Annotated in this window: 17 protein-coding genes; 8 read left to right on the forward strand and 9 right to left on the reverse strand. The window is 72.8% G+C overall.

The features are described from left to right. The first annotated feature begins 34 nt into the window (after nt 1-34). Nucleotides 35-1,927, forward strand: coding sequence for a BTAD domain-containing putative transcriptional regulator (locus ACGFNF_RS24265; protein ID WP_357578686.1), 1,893 nt, complete (start codon nt 35-37; stop codon nt 1,925-1,927). A gap of 74 nt (nt 1,928-2,001) precedes the next feature. On the opposite strand, the gene ACGFNF_RS24270 is transcribed toward ACGFNF_RS24265, so the two are convergent. From ACGFNF_RS24270 to ACGFNF_RS24285, 4 genes are all read right to left on the reverse strand, one after another. Next, on the reverse strand, nt 2,002-2,757 hold the full coding sequence (locus tag ACGFNF_RS24270) for an SH3 domain-containing protein (RefSeq protein ID WP_393170879.1): 756 nt from the start codon (nt 2,755-2,757) through the stop codon (nt 2,002-2,004). Then, complete coding sequence (locus ACGFNF_RS24275; protein ID WP_357578688.1) at nt 2,754-2,930, reverse strand: hypothetical protein; 177 nt, start codon at nt 2,928-2,930, stop codon at nt 2,754-2,756. The genes ACGFNF_RS24270 and ACGFNF_RS24275 overlap by 4 nt, the downstream gene beginning before the upstream one ends. 95 nt (nt 2,931-3,025) lie before the next feature. Then, complete coding sequence (locus ACGFNF_RS24280) at nt 3,026-3,664, reverse strand: hypothetical protein (RefSeq protein ID WP_357578689.1); 639 nt, start codon at nt 3,662-3,664, stop codon at nt 3,026-3,028. 20 nt (nt 3,665-3,684) lie between these two features. Continuing rightward, a complete protein-coding gene (locus ACGFNF_RS24285; protein ID WP_357578690.1) occupies nt 3,685-4,410 on the reverse strand; it encodes a hypothetical protein in 726 nt (241 codons plus the stop codon). Nucleotides 4,411-4,501: 91 nt separating this feature from the next. On the opposite strand from ACGFNF_RS24285, the gene ACGFNF_RS24290 reads away from it, so the two are divergent. Further along, nucleotides 4,502-7,411: a BTAD domain-containing putative transcriptional regulator gene (locus ACGFNF_RS24290; protein WP_357578691.1), complete on the forward strand. Its 2,910-nt coding sequence runs from the start codon at nt 4,502-4,504 to the stop codon at nt 7,409-7,411. A 144-nt stretch (nt 7,412-7,555) separates the two neighbouring features. Here ACGFNF_RS24290 and ACGFNF_RS24295 read toward each other — a convergent pair whose 3' ends face one another. The 3 genes from ACGFNF_RS24295 to ACGFNF_RS24305 form a co-directional block, all read right to left on the reverse strand. Further along, entirely contained in the window at nt 7,556-7,831 is a 276-nt protein-coding gene (locus ACGFNF_RS24295; RefSeq protein WP_357578692.1) for a hypothetical protein, read from the reverse strand. A 47-nt stretch (nt 7,832-7,878) separates the two neighbouring features. Continuing rightward, the gene (locus tag ACGFNF_RS24300) at nt 7,879-8,310 is read right to left on the reverse strand and encodes a hypothetical protein (protein WP_357578693.1); all 432 of its coding nucleotides are present in this window, start codon (nt 8,308-8,310) and stop codon (nt 7,879-7,881) included. A 194-nt stretch (nt 8,311-8,504) separates the two neighbouring features. Then, nucleotides 8,505-9,083, reverse strand: coding sequence for a hypothetical protein (locus tag ACGFNF_RS24305; protein ID WP_357578694.1), 579 nt, complete (start codon nt 9,081-9,083; stop codon nt 8,505-8,507). Nucleotides 9,084-9,314: 231 nt separating this feature from the next. Between ACGFNF_RS24305 and ACGFNF_RS24310 the strand changes: the two genes are divergently transcribed. From ACGFNF_RS24310 to ACGFNF_RS24325, 4 genes are read left to right on the forward strand one after another with little or no spacing between them, the layout of a single operon-like run. Further along, nucleotides 9,315-10,604, forward strand: a complete 1,290-nt coding sequence (locus ACGFNF_RS24310) for an ABC transporter substrate-binding protein (RefSeq protein ID WP_357578695.1) — start codon at nt 9,315-9,317, stop codon at nt 10,602-10,604. Between the two features lie 46 nt (nt 10,605-10,650). Next, entirely contained in the window at nt 10,651-11,649 is a 999-nt protein-coding gene (locus ACGFNF_RS24315) for a sugar ABC transporter permease (protein ID WP_357578696.1), read from the forward strand. A 1-nt stretch (nt 11,650) separates the two neighbouring features. Continuing rightward, nucleotides 11,651-12,484: a carbohydrate ABC transporter permease gene (locus ACGFNF_RS24320; RefSeq protein ID WP_121400801.1), complete on the forward strand. Its 834-nt coding sequence runs from the start codon at nt 11,651-11,653 to the stop codon at nt 12,482-12,484. A gap of 9 nt (nt 12,485-12,493) precedes the next feature. Further along, nucleotides 12,494-13,699 (forward strand): sn-glycerol-3-phosphate ABC transporter ATP-binding protein UgpC, encoded by a 1,206-nt coding sequence (locus tag ACGFNF_RS24325; RefSeq protein ID WP_357578697.1) that lies wholly within the window; start codon nt 12,494-12,496, stop codon nt 13,697-13,699. Nucleotides 13,700-13,759: 60 nt separating this feature from the next. Here ACGFNF_RS24325 and ACGFNF_RS24330 read toward each other — a convergent pair whose 3' ends face one another. Together ACGFNF_RS24330 and ACGFNF_RS24335 are read right to left on the reverse strand one after the other, a co-directional pair. After that, the gene (locus ACGFNF_RS24330; RefSeq protein ID WP_393170885.1) at nt 13,760-14,494 is read right to left on the reverse strand and encodes a PRC and DUF2382 domain-containing protein; all 735 of its coding nucleotides are present in this window, start codon (nt 14,492-14,494) and stop codon (nt 13,760-13,762) included. A gap of 180 nt (nt 14,495-14,674) precedes the next feature. After that, a complete protein-coding gene (locus ACGFNF_RS24335) occupies nt 14,675-15,784 on the reverse strand; it encodes a winged helix DNA-binding domain-containing protein (protein WP_357579411.1) in 1,110 nt (369 codons plus the stop codon). A gap of 127 nt (nt 15,785-15,911) precedes the next feature. On the opposite strand from ACGFNF_RS24335, the gene ACGFNF_RS24340 reads away from it, so the two are divergent. Both ACGFNF_RS24340 and wrbA read left to right on the forward strand, forming a co-directional pair. Further along, nucleotides 15,912-16,301: a hypothetical protein gene (locus ACGFNF_RS24340; protein ID WP_357579412.1), complete on the forward strand. Its 390-nt coding sequence runs from the start codon at nt 15,912-15,914 to the stop codon at nt 16,299-16,301. 101 nt (nt 16,302-16,402) lie between these two features. Beyond that, nucleotides 16,403-17,020: an NAD(P)H:quinone oxidoreductase gene (gene wrbA, locus ACGFNF_RS24345; protein WP_357579413.1), complete on the forward strand. Its 618-nt coding sequence runs from the start codon at nt 16,403-16,405 to the stop codon at nt 17,018-17,020. Nucleotides 17,021-17,057 lie beyond the last annotated feature (37 nt).

Below are 17,057 nucleotides of genomic sequence, written 5' to 3' on the forward strand. Positions count from 1 at the left end.
GAGCGCGCTCAAGGTTCAACGGGGGAGCGGCACCATGAAACTACAGATTCGGCTTTTGGGCTGTGTCGAGCTGTGCGTCGACGGCCAGCTCGTCACGCCCGGCGCGGCGAAACGTCGCGCGGTCCTCGCAGGCCTGGCACTGGAGGCGAACCGCCCGGTCTCGTTGTCACGGTTGGCCGACATGGTCTGGCCCGACGTGCCACCCGCCTCCGCGGTGGCGAACCTGCGTTCCCACGCCGCCGGGCTGCGGCGGGAGCTGGGCGACCGGCTGGTCGCCCGCCCCAACGCGTACGAGCTGCGGCTCTCGCCGGACGAGCTGGACGTGACCCAGTTCCACCGGCTGGCGGGCGAGGGGCGGGCCCTGCTCGCCACGGCCGATCCGGCCAGCGCCGTCGGCACCCTCACCGCCGCGCTGGCGCAGTGGCGCGGGGTGTCGGGCGACGGCCTGCCCAGAGGCACCGCGCTGGACAACCGGTGGGCCAGCCTCGACGAGCAGCGCCTCCAGGTCTTCGAGGAACTGGCCGAGGCGAGGCTGGCCGCCGGCGAGCACGGGCACCTCCTGCCCGAGCTGCGCGGGCACCTCGCCGCCCACCCACTGCGCGAGCGGGCCTGGACACAGCTCATGCTGGCCCTCTACCGCTGCGGGGACGTCCCGGCGGCGCTCACCGTCTACCGGGACGCCCGGACCACGCTCGACGAGCAGCTCGGCATCGAGCCGGGCGAGGAGCTGGCCGCCCTGCACCGCGCGATGCTCGACCGGGCACCCGAGTTGGCGTACACCCCGCCGACCGCACCGGTCACGACGACGACCGCGCCGGTCGCCTCGCTGCCCGACGCCGCCGGGGTGGCACCGCCCCCGTCCAGGTTCGTCGGGGGTGCCGGCTGGGTGGTGCCCCGTGAGCTGCCGGCGGGCGTGGCCACCTTCGTCGGCCGGGGACGGCAGACCGACGAGATCACCACCGCTCTGCGTGCCCCGACCCCCGCCACCGTGGTCGTGACCGGCGGGTTCGGCAGCGGCAAGACCGCATTGGCGGTACGCGCCGCGCACGCCGTCGCCGCCGACTTCTCCGACGGGCAGGTCTACGTCGACCTCAACACCCGGACCCCGGCGGCCCCCGGTGAGGTGCTGGCCCGGGTGCTGCGCGCGATCGGCGTCCACCCCGCGGAGGTGCCGGTGAGCACCGACGAGCGGGCCGGCTGGTACCGGTCGCTGGTGGCCGGGCGACGGCTGCTGCTGGTGGTGGACGGGGTCACCCGCGCCGCCCAGGTCCGCCCGCTGCTGCCGGCCGGGCCCGGTCCGGGCCTCGTCGTGGTCGCGCAGCGCCGGTTGGGCAGCCTGGACGGCGTACGACGGGTGACGCTGCGCCCGCTCGCCGCCGCCGACGCGCGCGAGCTGCTGGGGACGCTCGCCGGCCCGGAGCGGCTGCGCGTCGACCCGGCCGCCACCGGCGAGCTGGTGCGTCTCTGCGCTGGTTCGGTGCTCGCGCTGCGCGTCGCCGGCACGCGCCTGGCGGCCCGACCGGGCATGTCGGTGGGCGCCCTGGTCGGTCAGCTCGCCGACAGGCGGGAGCGGCTGGACCTGCTGGACTACGAGGACCTGTCGGTGCGGGGCAGCCTGACCACCGCCGTCGCCGCCGTCCGCACCGACGACGAGATGGCCGGGCGGATCCTCGCCCTGCTCGGCGCGGCACCCGACGCGCTGCGCCAGCCCGAGCGGGTCGCCCGGCAGCTCGGGATCTCCGCCGCCCGGCTGGACCGCGCGCTGGACGACCTGGCCGACGCGCACCTGCTCCAGCCCCACTCGAACGAGCCAGGGCGTCACCGGCTGCCGGCGCTGGTGCGGGAGTACGCGGCCGAGCTGGCCGCCGAGCCCAGGTCGGCGGCTGGCGCGTCGACGGGCCGGCGGGTGGGCCCGCTGGTCGCCTGACCGGTGGCGACCCGCCGCTGCGCCCGGGTCCGCGCCCGGGCTGTTCACCCGGGCGCGGGATCGTGTTTCCGGCGTCAGCAGCTCGGGGCGACCGTGCCCGACGAGCCCGTGTGGACGAAGCCGTCGGAGACGAACCGCCCGTCGCCGATCTTGTCCCAGATGTCGGTCCAGTACTGGTAGACGTCGCTCCAGACGCGGGTGCCCCGGGTCTGGCAGATGATCCGTACGGTCGTGCCGTGGGCCACCGTGCCGACCAGGGCGTACGAGGTGCCCGGGCCGGAGCGGACGTTCAGCGGGTCTCCGCCGGTGTTGACCGTGCCGTAGACCCCGCCGCCGGAGTTGTTCACGCCGTCGCGGGCCTCGGTGAGGTAGTTGCGGTAGGAGCCGTTGGTGTAGGTGGCCCACGCGCTCCAGCCCGACCAGCCCCAGATGTCGTGGGCGGCGCGGGCGTTGCAGTAGACCTCGTAGGCGCAGGCGTCGGTGACCCAGGAGTGGTAGCAGTTGTTGATCTGCCAGGCACCCCGGTCCAGGGAACCGTTGGGGCAGCCGGACGTCGGGCCGTTGTAGCCCTGCGCGCCCGCGACGCACTGCGACTCGGCCAGCGCCACGGCGACCGAGATGACCAGGTTCTCGCCGGTCCAGCCGGCGGCCCGGGCGGCTCCGGCGCAGCGTACGGAACGGGCGGTGGCCTGGATGCCCACCTCGTCCGCGTCCGACGCGGCCTGGGCCGCCGGTACCTTCACGTCGGTCCTGGCCGGCACGGCGGCGGCCGGGCCGCCGGCGTACCCGATGCTGAGTACGGCCACCAGTGCGATCAGCCCACGGGTCATGCGGCCCATGCGTACCACCCCCGGGTGTAGTCGAGTGTGCAACTGGTGTTCATGCCGTCGGCGCCGGCGTCGTACCGGCCGTTGAAGTCCCTGATGAGTGTCGCGTGCCGCCCGGTGGGGCTCAGCGTGGTCCGTACGGTGTGGTGGGTGGCCGGGGAGGGCGATGGTTGCATGTGCCTCTCCTTCGAGTCGTTCCGATCGGCCGCGAGGGCGGGATCGGGCGGGATGGGACGCCGGCCTCCGGCCGGCGGTGCCGGCCGGAGGGTGTTCACGGGGCGGGTTCCTGGTGCGCCCGGACGAGACCCAGCGCGGCACGCAGCGTCGGCGCCACCGCGGCCGCGTCCGTCAGGTGGCTACGCCGGACCAGCAGGGCCGTGGAGACGGGCCACATGCTGGTCGCCTCGCGCATCAGTTCGGCGGTCGCCACGTCGGCCGGTCGGCCGACGCCGAGGATCCGGTCGGCGGTGGGATCGTCGAGGACGTAGACCCAGACGCGGTACGGGCTCGGATCGTCGGTGAGGCCCGGTCCGGCCACCGTCGTGCGTTCGACCCGGTCAGGAAGGTTCGGGGCCGGGCAGCCGGACGTCAGTGCCGTCGCCGGGTCGAAGCGCGCCCTGCCGTAGGCGCCGGTCCAGTTCGGGTCCTGACGTGCCCGATCGAGTCCCGCGAGCAGGTCGGTGTGGATGGCCTGCCCGTCGGCGCCGCCGCCGGCCTCGACGCACATCCGCAGCGACGAGCGGTTGGTGACGAGCAGCCCGTTGGTGGTGTCGACGTGGGCGTGGTCGTCGTGGTCGTGCCCGTGGTCGCGGTCGAGTACGGACACCGCGACGGCTCCGGCCGCGACGGCCGACGCGAGGCAGGCCGTCAGCGTGGTCAACAGGCGGTTCCTGAGGGCGTGTCGTGCCATCGTGACTCCTCGCGGGAACGTCAGGCCATGACGTTCAGGACGGACTGGAAGTCGGACGGGCTCGGGTACCAGTTGGTCCAGTTGCCGCAGCCGTAGCCGACGACGGTGCTGTGCATGAGGCTGGGCGGATTGCAGTTGCCGTTGTCGTCGGCCAGCCCGAAGACGTGCCCGAACTCGTGGTTGATGAAGCCCCGTCCCACGTTGTCGAGGCGTCCGCCGGAGCTGAAGACCAGGAAGACGTACGCCCACTGGCTGTCGTAGTGGCCCTGGGCGGCGTCCCACACGGGGTTGTCGTGCTCGACGCAGTTGTAGTAGCCCACGGGGGCGCCGCAGCGTGCGCTCCAGTCCCAGCCGTAATGGACCTCGATCTCGATGGTGTTGCGGGTCGAGGCCGGGTACGAGGTGCAGTTGCTGCTCGTGGCCCACAGGTCGATGCGCCAGTTGCCCAGGCCGTCCCAGACCTTCCCGGAGCCCATCTCGGTCAGGGTCTGCTTGACGAAGGCGCGTGCCGCGCTGTGGCTGACCTTGGACGTGTCGGTGGACTCGACGCAGAACTGCTCGTCGTTGGCGCCCGCCGACGATCCGGACGTCGCGTAGTGCATGTTGTGCAGGTGACGGGTGGAGGAGGGGTTGGGGTGTGAGGCGTGGGCGGGGCCGGCCGGCACCAGCAGCGCGGCGACGAGCACGGCGGCCCACATCGCCGGCACCCAGACAGGCAGTCGCTCTCCGACGTTGCGATCAGACACGGGAGGATCTCCTTTCCCGGGGGGAGGTGCGGCGCAGCCTCCCAGCCGCCGTTCTATTTCTGGTATAGATGGACCGCTATGCTTCGGGGGTATGGGTGGTCGGCTGACCTTCGGGCTGCTCGGTCCGGTGCAGATCTGCGCGGACGATGAGCCGGTCCCCGCCGGTCCGCCCCGGCAGCGGGCGGTGCTCGCTGCGCTGCTGCTGCACGCCAACCGGGCCACTGCGGTCGACGACATCGTCGACCTGCTCTGGGGTGACGAGCCGCCCCGCACCGCGCGCAAGAACGTCCAGCTCCACGTGTGGCGCCTGCGGCAGCTCGTGGGTGACCGGCTGGCGTCGGACCCGCCCGGCTACCGGATGACGGTCGACCCGGCCGAACTGGACGTGTCCCGGTTCGACGCCCTCCTGGAGTCCGCCCGCGCGGCGGCGGGGTCCGGCCTGAGCGAGAAGGCCGCCACGCTCTACCGGTGCGCGCTGGACCTGTGGCGTGGTGACCCACTGGCCGACGTGGCATGCCTGGGCAGCTTCGGAGTCAACGTCGCGTGGCTGCACCGGCAGCGGCTGACGGCGTACGAGGAGTACGTCGACGTCGGGCTGGACCTGGGCCGGCACCACGAGATGCTGGCGGTTCTCGACGAACTCGTCGCGCGGTACCCGTTGCACGAGCGTTTCGCCGAGCAGCAGGTGATGACGCTGCACCACCTCGGGCGCCGCGGCGAGGCCGTCGACGCCTACCGGCGTTGTCGTCGGGCCCTGGCCGACGAGCTCGAACTGGAACCGGGCCCGGTGCTGCACCGGCTCGGCGAACTGGCGGCGAAGCCGGCGCCGACCGACACCCGCGCGCCCGGACCGGCGGCTACGGCGACCCGGCAGTTGCCGCACACCGTGCCGACGCTCGTCGGGCGGGAGCGGGCCCTCGCGGCACTGCGGGACGCGCTGAGCACCGGGCCCGGATCCGGCATGCCGCTGTGCGTGGTGAGCGGACCGGCGGGGGTCGGCAAGTCGGCGCTGGCGGTGCGGGCGGCGCACCAGGTGGCCGACTCCTTCCCCGACGGGCAGCTCTACGTGGACCTGCGCGGTGCCACCGCCGGCGTGTTCCCGGTGTCGCCCCTGGACGCGCTGGGCCGCCTCCTGCGGACGCTCGGTGTCGCCGAGACGGCGATCCCCGTCGACGTGGCCGAGGCGTCGGCCACGCTGCGGTCGCTGCTGGCCGACCGGCGCCTGCTGCTGGTGCTCGACAACGCGTACGACGCCGGGCAGGTGCGGCCCCTGATCCCGGCCGGCGCCGGGTGCGCGGTCCTGGTGACGTCCCGTCGCAGCCTCAGCGACGTCGACGGCGCCACCCACCTGGAACTCGACGTGCTCGACGACGCCGACGCCGTCGAACTGCTCCGCCGGCTCGTCGGCGCCACCCGGATCGACGCCGAGGCCGACACCGCCGCCCGGTTGGTCCGCCGGCTGGGCGGACTGCCCCTGGCGATCCGGATCGCCGGCGCGCGCCTGGCGGCCAGAGCGAACTGGACCCTGGCGACGCTCGACGACCGCCTGCGCGACGAGCATCGCGTGCTGCACGAGCTGCGCCTGGGCGACGTCGCGGTGCGCAGCAGCTTCCTGGTCAGCTACCAGCACCTGACACATCCGCTGGCGCCCCGGCTGTTCGGGCTCGTCGGCGCCGTCGACGGCCCGGACGTCACCTGCGCGGTGGCCGCGGCACTGCTCGACGTCGACGTGCCGTCGGCGCTGGACGCGCTCGACGAGCTGGTCGACGCGCGACTGCTCGACGAGCCCGTGGCGAACCGGTACGCCCTGCACGACCTGATCCGGCTCTTCGCCCGTGAGCGGGCTGAGGGCGAGACGGGAGCGCAGCGGACGGCCGCCCTGAACCGGATGCTCACGCACTACCTGGAGCGGACCCGCCACGCGGTGGCGTTGCTGCGTCCGGGCACCCGGGCGGCGCCGATCAGCGGCCCGGCACACTTCGTGGACGCCGACGCGGCGCTGGAGTGGCTGGTCGCCGAACGGCCGAACCTGGTGGCGGCCGTCGTCCAGTCCGCCGCCTCGGCGGCCACCGCGCGGGCCGGCGTCGAGCTGGCCGACAGCCTCTTCCTGTTCTTCGAGATGCGCGGTCACGTGGGCGACTGGATCACCGTGGACCAGGCGGGGATCGCCGCGGCGGAGCGGCTGGACGACCGGGTGGCGCAGGCGGGTCTGCTGCACGACCTGGCGGTGGCCTACTTCCACCTGCACCGCACCGAAGAGGCGACGCGCCTGCTGCGCCGCGGCCTGGAGATCAGCCGTGCCGTGGGCGACGACGAGGGCCAGGCCCGCGCGCTCAACCAACTCGGCGTCCTGCACGGCATGGCCGGCGAGTACGAGGAGTCGGCCGAGTGCTTCACGCGCAGCCTGCGGCTGCGGCAGCGGCTCGGCGACCTGCGCTCCTGCGCCGCCACCAAGGGCAACATCGGCATGGCGTACCGCCTGGCCGGCCGCTACGAGGAGTCGATCCGCCACTGCCGGGCGGCGGCACGCCTCGCCCGCCGCAGCGCCGCCCCGGAGATCGAGGCCAACGCGCTGGGCAACCTCGGCGAGGTGCAGTGCCTGCTCGGTCGCTACCGCTCGGCGCTGCACTACCTGCGGCGTGGCCTGGCGGTCGCCGGCGTACCGCTCAACGAGCGCAACCGGGGCAGCCTGATGGGCACCCTGGCCGAGGCGTGCCTCGGCGACGGACAGGTCGGTCCGGCCGTCCGGTACGCCGAACTGGCCGTGGAGGCGATGCGGCGGGCCGACTTCCGCCACGGCGAGGCGGTGGCGCTGCGCCGGCTCGGCCGGATGCTGTTCCGGCGCGGTGACCCCGCTGGCGGGATCCAACAGCTCCGGCTGGCGCTGGCCCTGTTCACCGAGGTGGGTAGCGCCGAGGCCGACGAGGTCCGTGCCGAGCTGCGGGCGCGGACCGCGCGCTCGGAGGTGCACGGCGGACGCCGGCCGGCGGGTGCCGGCTGATCATCGTCGCGGGCGGCTACGGTCGCGCATCGCGGCGGTTGGCAGGGCGGGACGTTCCGCTCTGGCCGGGATCCGCGGGGGCGCCACCAGCGGCGCCGGCACGCACGGCCGGTGCCGCGAAGGCCCGGCCAGTCGGGCACGCTCTCAGGAGGTCTCGCCGCGCACGATCGCCACCGCCACCCGGCAGAACTCGTCCATGTCCGGGTTGAATCCGGCGGCGATGTCGGGGTGCAGCCCGGAGCGCGTCTCGTCGAGCAGCCGCTGGCAGACCTGCTCCACCGGCTCGCCGGCGTAGCTGGCGCTGACCCGTTCCGTGGCGGCCTGCAACGCCGAGGTCAGCTGGTCTTCCAGCGGGCCCCGCAGCTTCTGCTGCACGGGATCGAGCCCGCGAGGGTCCAGCGTGACATGTGGCTCCGACATCGGCGCTCCCTTCGTCGGCGTCCGCGGTACCCCACCGCGGCCGTCGGTCAAACCACGTTCGGTACGGCGGCGACCCGAACCTGGTACGAGAAGTCCTCCGCCGGCTGCTCCGCGTACGACAGCCGGCGGATCTGCCGGTCGTCGTCGTAGAGTGCGACGTCCACCAGGACGCCGAGGTGCGCCAGGCCGATGCTGGCGACCCGCTTCTTGTCCTGGAGCACCGCGCACACCCCGCCCAGCAGGGTGCTGGCGTCGGAGGTGCGGTGCCCGGGCGGGCAGCGCAGCACGAGGTCCACCTCGACCGGCCCGGACAGCGGGGTCCAGCCGGTGCGCTGGGCCGCGGCGCGGGCCGCCTGGAGCAGGGCGCGGACCCTCGTCGCCTGCCGGTGCCCGGCCGCGAAGATGGACAGCGCCTCGGTCTTCACCGGCGGCAGGCCGCTCACCTCGAACGTCAGGGCGAGAGCGCGGGTGTCCTGCACGACGGCACCTCCTCGTTGGGGACGATCCTGCCCAACCGGCCCGCCGGTGGAGGGAGGTTCGCGCGAGAACCCACCGATCGGGGCGCACCGCCACCACCTCCCCGCCCCGTCCCGCCCCCCGCCCGACCCCGTCCCGCGGGAACCGATCTTGTTACGGTGTGGCCGCAGGGCCCGGGAGAGCGCGACGCCGCAGGTCAGTGGCGGGCGCGCTTGACCTCGTGGAAGGCGGGCATCCGGATCAGGGGTAGCAGCGAGTCCCAGATCGTCAGGGCGTCGTCGGTGCCGGGGACCTCGGTCAGGATCGGGCCGTGGATGCCCCGCTCGGCGCCCGGGACCATGAGCACCGGCGCGCCGATGTCCGGGCCGGCCGAGGCGTACGCCAGGGCGTGCGACTCGCGTACCGCCTCGTCCCAGCGGTCGTCGTCGAGGGCCGGCGCGGCGGCTCCCAGGCCCGCCGCCTCGACGGCCGCGTCCACGATCTTCGCCGACAGCGGGTTGCCCGCGTCATGGCTTCGGGCGCCGACCTCGGCGTAGAACCGGGCGACGTCGTCGTGGCGGCCCTCGGCGCGCAGCGCCTCCACCAGCCGCAGCGCCCCGCTGGAGGCGGTCATCGCGTCGGCGTACTCCGGCGCCACCCGGCCCGAGTTGAGGATGGCCAGGCTGAACGCCCGCCACTCGATGTGCAGGCCCCGGGCGTCGGCGACCGCCACCAGCCAGCGGGAGGTGCGCCAGGTCCACGGGCAGGCGGGGTCGAGGAAGAAGGTGGCGTCCATCGGCCGAGCCTACGGGCGACCGGGCCGGCCCGCACGGCGGTGATCCGCGCCACAGCCGGTGCTGTCGGCACCGTCCCAGCAGCGTCAGGTTTCGCAACTTCGCAGGTCGGGCAGTGTTGGGGCCACGAAACGTCCGGGCGACGGAACCGCTGGTCAGACGGCCCGAACGGCTCGCCGTGCGCCGGGGCGCGGAGCCTCTCCCCGGCCTTGGCCGACACGAGGGGAGGGGTGATGAGCGACCCTGACAAGGCCGGACGCCGACGGCGGCCACGCGTGCGCGCGGTGGCTGCCGCCGCGGCGTTGACGCTGGTGGCACCGATGGCGGCCGCCTGCGGTTCCGACGGGGACGGCGGCACACCCACGATCAACCTGTACTACCCGCCGGAGCAGAACCTGCAGAAGGTCGTCGACGACTGCAACGCGCAGGCCCAGGGGCGCTACAAGATCGTCTACCGGGTGCTGCCCCGGCAGGCCGACGACCAGCGGGTGCAGATGGTCCGCCGGCTGGCCGCGCAGGACAGCGGCATGGACGTCCTCGGCCTCGACGTGACCTGGACCCAGGAGTTCGCCAGCGCCGACTGGATCAGGGAGTGGACCGGGCAGGACCGCGCCGAGGTCGAGCAGGGCACCCTCGCCGGCCCGCTGGAGACGGCGCGCTACGAGGACAAGCTCTACGGCGCGCCCAAGAACACCAACGTCCAGCTGCTCTGGTACCGCAAGGACCTCGTGCCGCAGCCGCCGAAGACGTGGGACCAGATGATCTCCACCGCCCAGGAGCTGAAGCAGCAGGGCAAGCCGTACCAGGTGCTCACCATGGGCGCCCAGTACGAGGGCCTCGTCGTCCTCTACAACACCCTCGCCGAGAGCGCCGGCGGCAAGATCCTCAGCGACGACGGCAAGCAGGCCGTCATGGACGAGGGCACCGTGCGGGCGCTGGAGCAGCTCCAGCGCTTCGCCACGTCGGGCGTGACGTCTCCGTCGTTCAGCAACGCCACCGAGGACCCCGTCCGGCTGGAGTTCCAGTCCGGCGACGGCGCGTTCCAGGTCAACTGGCCGTTCGTGTATCCGGCGATGCAGGAGGCCGACCCGGAGCTGGCGAAGCAGGTCGGCTGGGCGCGCGTGCCGGGCGTCGACGAGAACACCCCGAGCAAGGTCACCATCGGCGGGATCAACATGGCGGTCAGCGCCTACTCGAAGCACCCCGAGGAGTCCTTCGAGGCGGCCCGCTGCATCCGCAACGAGAAGAACCAGAAGTTCTCCGCCGTCAACGACGGCGTGCCGCCGACCATCGAGAAGGTCTACGACGACCCGGAGATGGCCGAGGCGTACCCGATGCGGGACACCATCCTCGAAGAGCTCAAGGAGCCGGCGGTCCGGCCGCTGACCCCGGCGTACCAGAGCATCTCCACCGTCATGTCGGCGATCCTGTCGCCGCCGTCGGCGATCCGGCCCGAGCAGACCGCCGACGAGCTGCGCGACGCCATCGCCGACGCCCTCGAATCGAAGGGGGTCCTGCCGTGAGCCAGCGCACCCGGCGACTCGACGCCGACCGCCCGGAGGTGGCGGCATGAGCGTCAACGCCACGCCGGCCGGCGCCGACGTGGCCGCCGACGAGACGGCCGCCCGCCCCGGCCGGGACGCCAAGGTGCCGGCCCAGCGCACCGGTCGGGGCCGCAAGGCCCCACTGAGCGAGAACAAGAAGGCCGAGCGCCGGCTGGGCTGGCTGCTCTGCGCACCCGCCGCGCTGGTCATGGTGCTGGTGACGGCGTACCCGATCATCTACTCGGTCTGGCTGTCGTTGCAGCGCTACGACCTGCGCTTCCCCGCCGAGCGCCAGTTCGTCGGGCTGGAGAACTACGCCACCGTGCTGACCAACGAGTTCTGGTGGACGGCCTTCGGGGTCACCGCGCTGATCACGGTGGTCACCGTCGCCGTCGAGCTGGTGCTCGGCATGGGACTGGCGCTGATCATGCACCGTACGCTTGTCGGCCGGGGCATCGTGCGGACCGCCGCGCTGATCCCGTACGGCATCGTCACGGTCGTCGCGGCCTTCTCCTGGCGGTACGCGTGGACGCCGGGCACGGGCTACCTGGCCAACCTGTTCAGCGACGGCGCGCCCCTGACCGAGCGGGCCAGCTCGCTGGCGATCATCATGCTGGCCGAGATATGGAAGACCACGCCGTTCATGGCGCTGCTGCTCATGGCCGGCCTCGCCCTGGTGCCGGAGGACCTGCTCAAGGCCGCCTCCACCGACGGCGCCACCTCCTGGCAGCGCTTCACCAAGGTGATGCTGCCGGTGATGAAGCCGGCGATCCTGGTCGCGCTGCTGTTCCGCACCCTCGACGCGTTCCGGGTGTTCGACAACATCTTCGTGCTGACCGCGGGCGGGAACGAGACCTCGTCGGTGTCGATGCTCGCCTACAACAACCTGATCCGGGGCCTGAACCTCGGCATCGGGTCGACGATGTCGGTGCTGATCTTCCTCACCGTGGCGATCATCGCCTTCGTCTTCGTGAAGCTGTTCGGTACCGCTGCCCCCGGCAGCGACGACGGGGAGAGGCGTTGAGATGGCTGACACCACCACCCGGGCCAAGCTGCGCTGGGGCCTGCTCGACGCCATCGTGGTCGTCTTCGCGCTGGTGCCGGTGCTCTGGATCATGTCGCTGTCGTTCAAGACGCCGGCGACCCTGACCGACGGGAAGTTCATCCCGCAGGAGTGGACGCTCGACAACTACCGGACGATCTTCCAGACCGACCAGTTCGTCCGGGCCCTGGTCAACTCGATCGGCATCGCGCTGATCGCCACCGTGATCGCCGTGGTGCTCGGCGCCATGGCCGCGTACGCGATCTCCCGGCTCGACTTCCCCGGCAAGCGGCTGCTGGTCGGGGTCTCCCTGCTGATCGCGATGTTCCCGCAGGTGTCCCTGGTGTCGCCGCTGTTCGAGATCGAGCGGCAGCTCGGCCTCTTCGACACCTGGCCGGGCCTGATCCTGCCGTACATCACCTTCGCGCTACCGCTGGCGATCTACACGCTGTCGGCGTTCTTCAAGCAGATCCCGTGGGACCTGGAGAAGGCGGCGAAGATGGACGGCGCGACGCAGGCCCAGGCGTTCCGGCGGGTCATCGCCCCGCTCGCCGCGCCGGGACTGTTCACCACGGCGATCCTGGTCTTCATCTTCTGCTGGAACGACTTCCTCTTCGCCATCACGCTGACCTCCACCGAGCGGGCGCGCACGGTGCCGGTGGCGCTGTCGTTCTTCACCGGCGAGTCGCAGTTCGAGGACCCCACCGGGGCGATCTGCGCCGCCGCCGTGGTGATCACCGTTCCGATCATCCTGTTCGTCCTCTTCTTCCAGCGCCGCATCGTCTCCGGCCTGACCTCCGGCGCAGTCAAGGGATAGGTGGTACTCATGGCTGACATCGTGCTCGACAAGGTGAGCAAGAAGTTCCCGGACGGGACCGTCGCGGTGGCCGACGTCGACCTGGAGATCGCCGACGGCGAGTTCGTCATCCTGGTCGGCCCGTCCGGCTGCGGGAAGTCCACCACCCTCAACATGATCGCGGGCCTGGAGGACATCAGCTCCGGCGAGCTGCGCATCGGCGGCCAGCGGGTCAACGACAAGGCGCCCCGGGACCGGGACATCGCGATGGTGTTCCAGTCCTACGCCCTCTACCCGAACATGACCGTCCGGGAGAACATGGCGTTCCCGCTGCGGCTGGCGAAGCTGGACAAGGAGACGATCAACCGGAAGGTCGAGGAGGCGGCGAAGGTCCTGGAGCTGTCCGCGCTGCTCGACCGCAAGCCGGCCAACCTCTCCGGCGGCCAGCGCCAACGGGTCGCGATGGGCCGGGCGATCGTCCGGCAGCCCAAGGCATTCCTGATGGACGAGCCGCTGTCCAACCTGGACGCCAAGCTGCGGGTGCAGATGCGCACCGTCGTGTCGCGCCTGCAGAAGAAGCTGGGCACCACCACCGTCTACGTGACCCACGACCAGACCGAGGCGATGACCCTCGGCGACCGCGTGGTGATCATGCGGGGCGGCGCGGTGCAGCAGGTCGGCCCGCCGCAGGAGCTGTACGACCACCCGCGCAACCTCTTCGTCGCCGGCTTCATCGGCTCGCCGTCGATGAACTTCCTGCACGCCGCCGTCGAGGACGGAAAGCTGCGTACGGCGCTGGGCGACGTGCCGATCGGCGAACGGATCCGGCGCGAGCTGGAGGGGGCGGACGCCCCGCGCGAGCTGATCCTCGGCATCCGGCCGGAGCACTTCGAGGACGCCGCGCTGATCGACGACGACACCCGCCGCCGGGGCGCGGAGTTCGAGGCGCCCGTCGACATCGTCGAGTCCATGGGCTCCGACAAGTACGTCTACTTCAGCGTCGAGGGGGAGCGGGCCAGCGCCGCCGAACTGGAGGAGTTGGCGGCCGACGCGGGCGCCGACTTCAGCGGCGGTGGGGCCAACCTGGTGACCCGGCTCTCCGCCGAGTCCCCGGTCGAGGAGGGACAGACCCGGCGCGTCTGGTTCAACCTGGAGAAGATCCACCTGTTCGACCCGTCCGACGGGCGCAACCTGACCCTGCACGAGGGACGGGCGGCGGGCGCGCTCGCCGACTGACGTACGCCGAGACGGGCGGGTGGGTCGAACCGACCCACCCGCCCGTCGCCGTGTCAGCGGTCAGCGACGTCGCCGGCTGCGTTCCGGGATGTCCGCGTCCACCCGCTCGCGGCGGATCCGGTCGTCGATGGGCTGCTCCTCGACGACCTCGTCCTTGGCCAGGTGGACCCGCTCGACGGGCACCGTCTCCTTGCCGACCACCGGCCGCTCGGCCCGCAGGGTCATCTCCTGCTCGGCCTCGCCGATGTCGGCGCGCATGCCGCGTGCGTCGCGGGCGGCGATGGGCTCCCGCTCCACGTGCACCTCGTCGTGCTCGACCGGCACGGTGGTGTGCACGTCCTCGGTGACCACGTACTTGCGCAGCCGTGCCGTGCCGGCGGGCTGGCTCTCCGTGCCGACCCGCATCCGCTCCTCGGACCGGATCATGTCCTCGCCGGCCGCGGGCTTCCGTCCCCGGTCGGGGGCCGGCGGCGCCTGCGGCGTCAGGCGGTAGTGGCCGTAGAGCTGCTGGATCTGCGTCGTGTCCAGCGGCTGTTCGGTGCCGGCGTCCACGGCCGGGGCGTCCTTCACTGTCGACTTGTCGTAGTCGACGGTGAGCCCGCCGTCGGTGATCCGGGCCTTGTCCAGCGGGGCCATCGACTCCTTGCGGCCCATCAGGCCCGTCTGCACGCTGACCCAGGTGGGCTCGCCGGCGGCGTCGGCCCAGATCTGGCCCACGCTTCCGATCTTCGAACCCGAGCGGTCCTTGACGTCCTGCCCGTACAGCGAGTTGGCCTGCTGTTCAGTGAGCTTCATCGGTCGTCTACCTCCCTCTCGTGTCACGGTCCGGATACCCGGCCGGCCAGCACGGATTCGTCGATGACCCGATGGATAGGAGCAGCGCCGGGAGCCCAGGCTCACCCACCCGGGCGCCTGAACTGCCGGGACCGTTGGGACTGCCGGGGCCCTTGGGACTGCCGGCAGGCGGCTCGCCGCTCAGCCGGGCCAGTCGATCCGCAGCGGCAGGCCCAGGAAGTCGGCGTAACGGCCCAGCGCGCCCGCCACCCGGGCCCGGGTCCCCTCGTCGAAGGGCACCAGCGGGAACACCGTGACCGTCACCCGGTTTCTGCCGACCGTCCGCTTCCACGTGCCCACGACCCGCCCGTCCCGGACGACCGTGGCCTGGAACACGCCGTTGCGACCCGGCACGATCGCCTCGGCGTGGGCGGGATCCAGCATCAGCGAGCGGTCCCTGAAGCCCAGCAGGTATTCGTCGAAGCCGGGCAGGACCAGCAGGTCGTCGACCGGCTCGCGGGGCGCGTCGAGCAAGGCCGCGTCGACGAGCGCCTCCTGCCCGTCGACCCGCACCACGGTCAGGGCGTCGCCGGCCGCCGCGAAGCCCCGGCGCGCGTCGGTGAGCGTCAGCCCCGTCCAGCCGGCGAACTCCCGGGCGGTGACGGGCCCGTGCCCCCGCACGTAGCGGTGGGCGAGCATCGCCAGGGCCTCGTCCCGCTCCGGCCGGCGCGCCTCGGGTGCCCACTCGTCGAGCAGGGCGAAGGTCTGCTCGGTGCCGACGTTGGGCGCGAGGCAGGTGACGCCGCGGACGCTGGCATACCAGAGCAGGTGGTAGCCGCGCTGGCCGCCGGTGTCGATGCCGGCCGCCTTCAGCGTGGCCAGGCACCGCGCCCGGGTGAGCCGGCCGCCGCCGGCCAGCGCGGCGCCGAGCACGTCGAGCGCGCGGTCCGCGTCGGTCCCGGTGAGCCCGAGCTGCGCGCGGCGGGTGGCGGCGCCGGCCAGCGAGCGTACGCCGGTCAGCTCCAGCATCCAGCGGGCGTCGCGGGGCGGCACGAGGTGCACGGTGCCCCGCATCGGCCAGGTGCGCAGCGCCTCCCGGCGCTCCAGCGCGGTGTGCACGTCGGCGTGGCCGAGCGCGGGCAGCCGCACCCCGAGCGACCACATGCCACTGGCCAGGTCCTGCGCCTGCATGGCCCCGAACCACGCCACCACGTCTTCGACCCCGCCCACCGCCGCCGTGGGATGCGGGCGGAGCAGCAGGCCGGTCATCCGCAGCGCGAGCGCCTCGCGCCCGGTCAGCTCCGCTGGCATGGGGGCTCCTCCGCTCCGGTGGGGCATCAGCCTAGGGCCGACCTCCGACATCCGACGCATGACCGCCCTAGCGGCGGGAAAGCGGCCGGCCAGTAGGCGTGCCGTCCGCGCGCCCGGAGGGAGCGACATGACCGCGTCCAGCGAGCCGGCCCGGGGCGCCGGCGTACCGACCCGTGCCGGCCGCGGCGGCCCGGCCGCCAAGACCAGCGCCGCCGCCGCCTTCGCCCTGGTCTTCGGGGTGGCCGCGCTGATCAGCGTGCTGACCGTGATCCTGTCCTGGATCGGCCTGCTGCTCGGCATCGTCGGCGTGATCCTGGGCATCGTCGGGCTGAAGATGGCCGGTCGGCCCGGGGTGACCGGCCGGGGCGTGGCGATCGGCGGCCTGGTGCTCAGCGCCCTGGCGGTGCTGCTCGGGCTGGCCTTCGCCGCCGGGATCACCACCGTCCTCAACAACGAGGACGCCGTGAACCGGATCCAGCAGGAGGTCGACGACCTGCGCGACCGCCTCGACACCTGACGACCGGGTGCCCACCCCGGGCGCGCGACCCCGGTGACCGTTTGACGGCGCAAACATCGGGTAGTCGCGGGAGCTGACCCGACATGAGGAGGGAACACCCGATGGCTGCCCAGACCAAGGTCGCGGTGATCTACTACAGCGCCACCGGCATCACGTACCAGATGGCGCAGGCGGCGTGCGAAGGCGCCGGTGAGGCGGGCGCCGAGGTGCGGCTGCGCAAGGTGCGCGAGCTGGCGCCGGACGAGGCGATCCGTTCCAACTCGGGCTGGCACGCGCACCAGATGGAGACCCAGGACGTCCCCGAGGCGCAGTTGGACGACCTGTCGTGGGCCGACGTGGTGATCTTCGGGACCCCGACCCGGTACGGCGTGATGGCCGCCCAGCTCAAGCAGTTCATGGACACCACCGGGCCGCTGTGGTCGCAGGGCGCCCTGGCGGACAAGGTCTATTCCGCGTTCTGCTCGACGGCCACCTCGCACGGCGGGCAGGAGGCCACGCTGCTGTCGATGTTCCACGTCTTCTACCACTGGGGCGGAATCGTGGTGACGCCCGGCTACACCGACCCGAGCCAGTTCGTCGCCGGCAACCCCTACGGCGCCTCGCACACCAGCAACAACGGTGAGACGGCGCCGGACGACATCGCGCTCGGCGCCACCGCGTTGACCGCCAAGCGCGCGGTGCGGATCGGTGCGGCGCTGAAGGCGGGCCTGGCCGGCTGACCCGGCGCCGCCGGTTCACCGGCTGGACCGGCGCTGC

The organism is Micromonospora sp. NPDC048868 (assembly GCF_043198195.1).
In the GTDB taxonomy this organism is placed as follows: domain Bacteria; phylum Actinomycetota; class Actinomycetes; order Mycobacteriales; family Micromonosporaceae; genus Micromonospora; species Micromonospora reichwaldensis.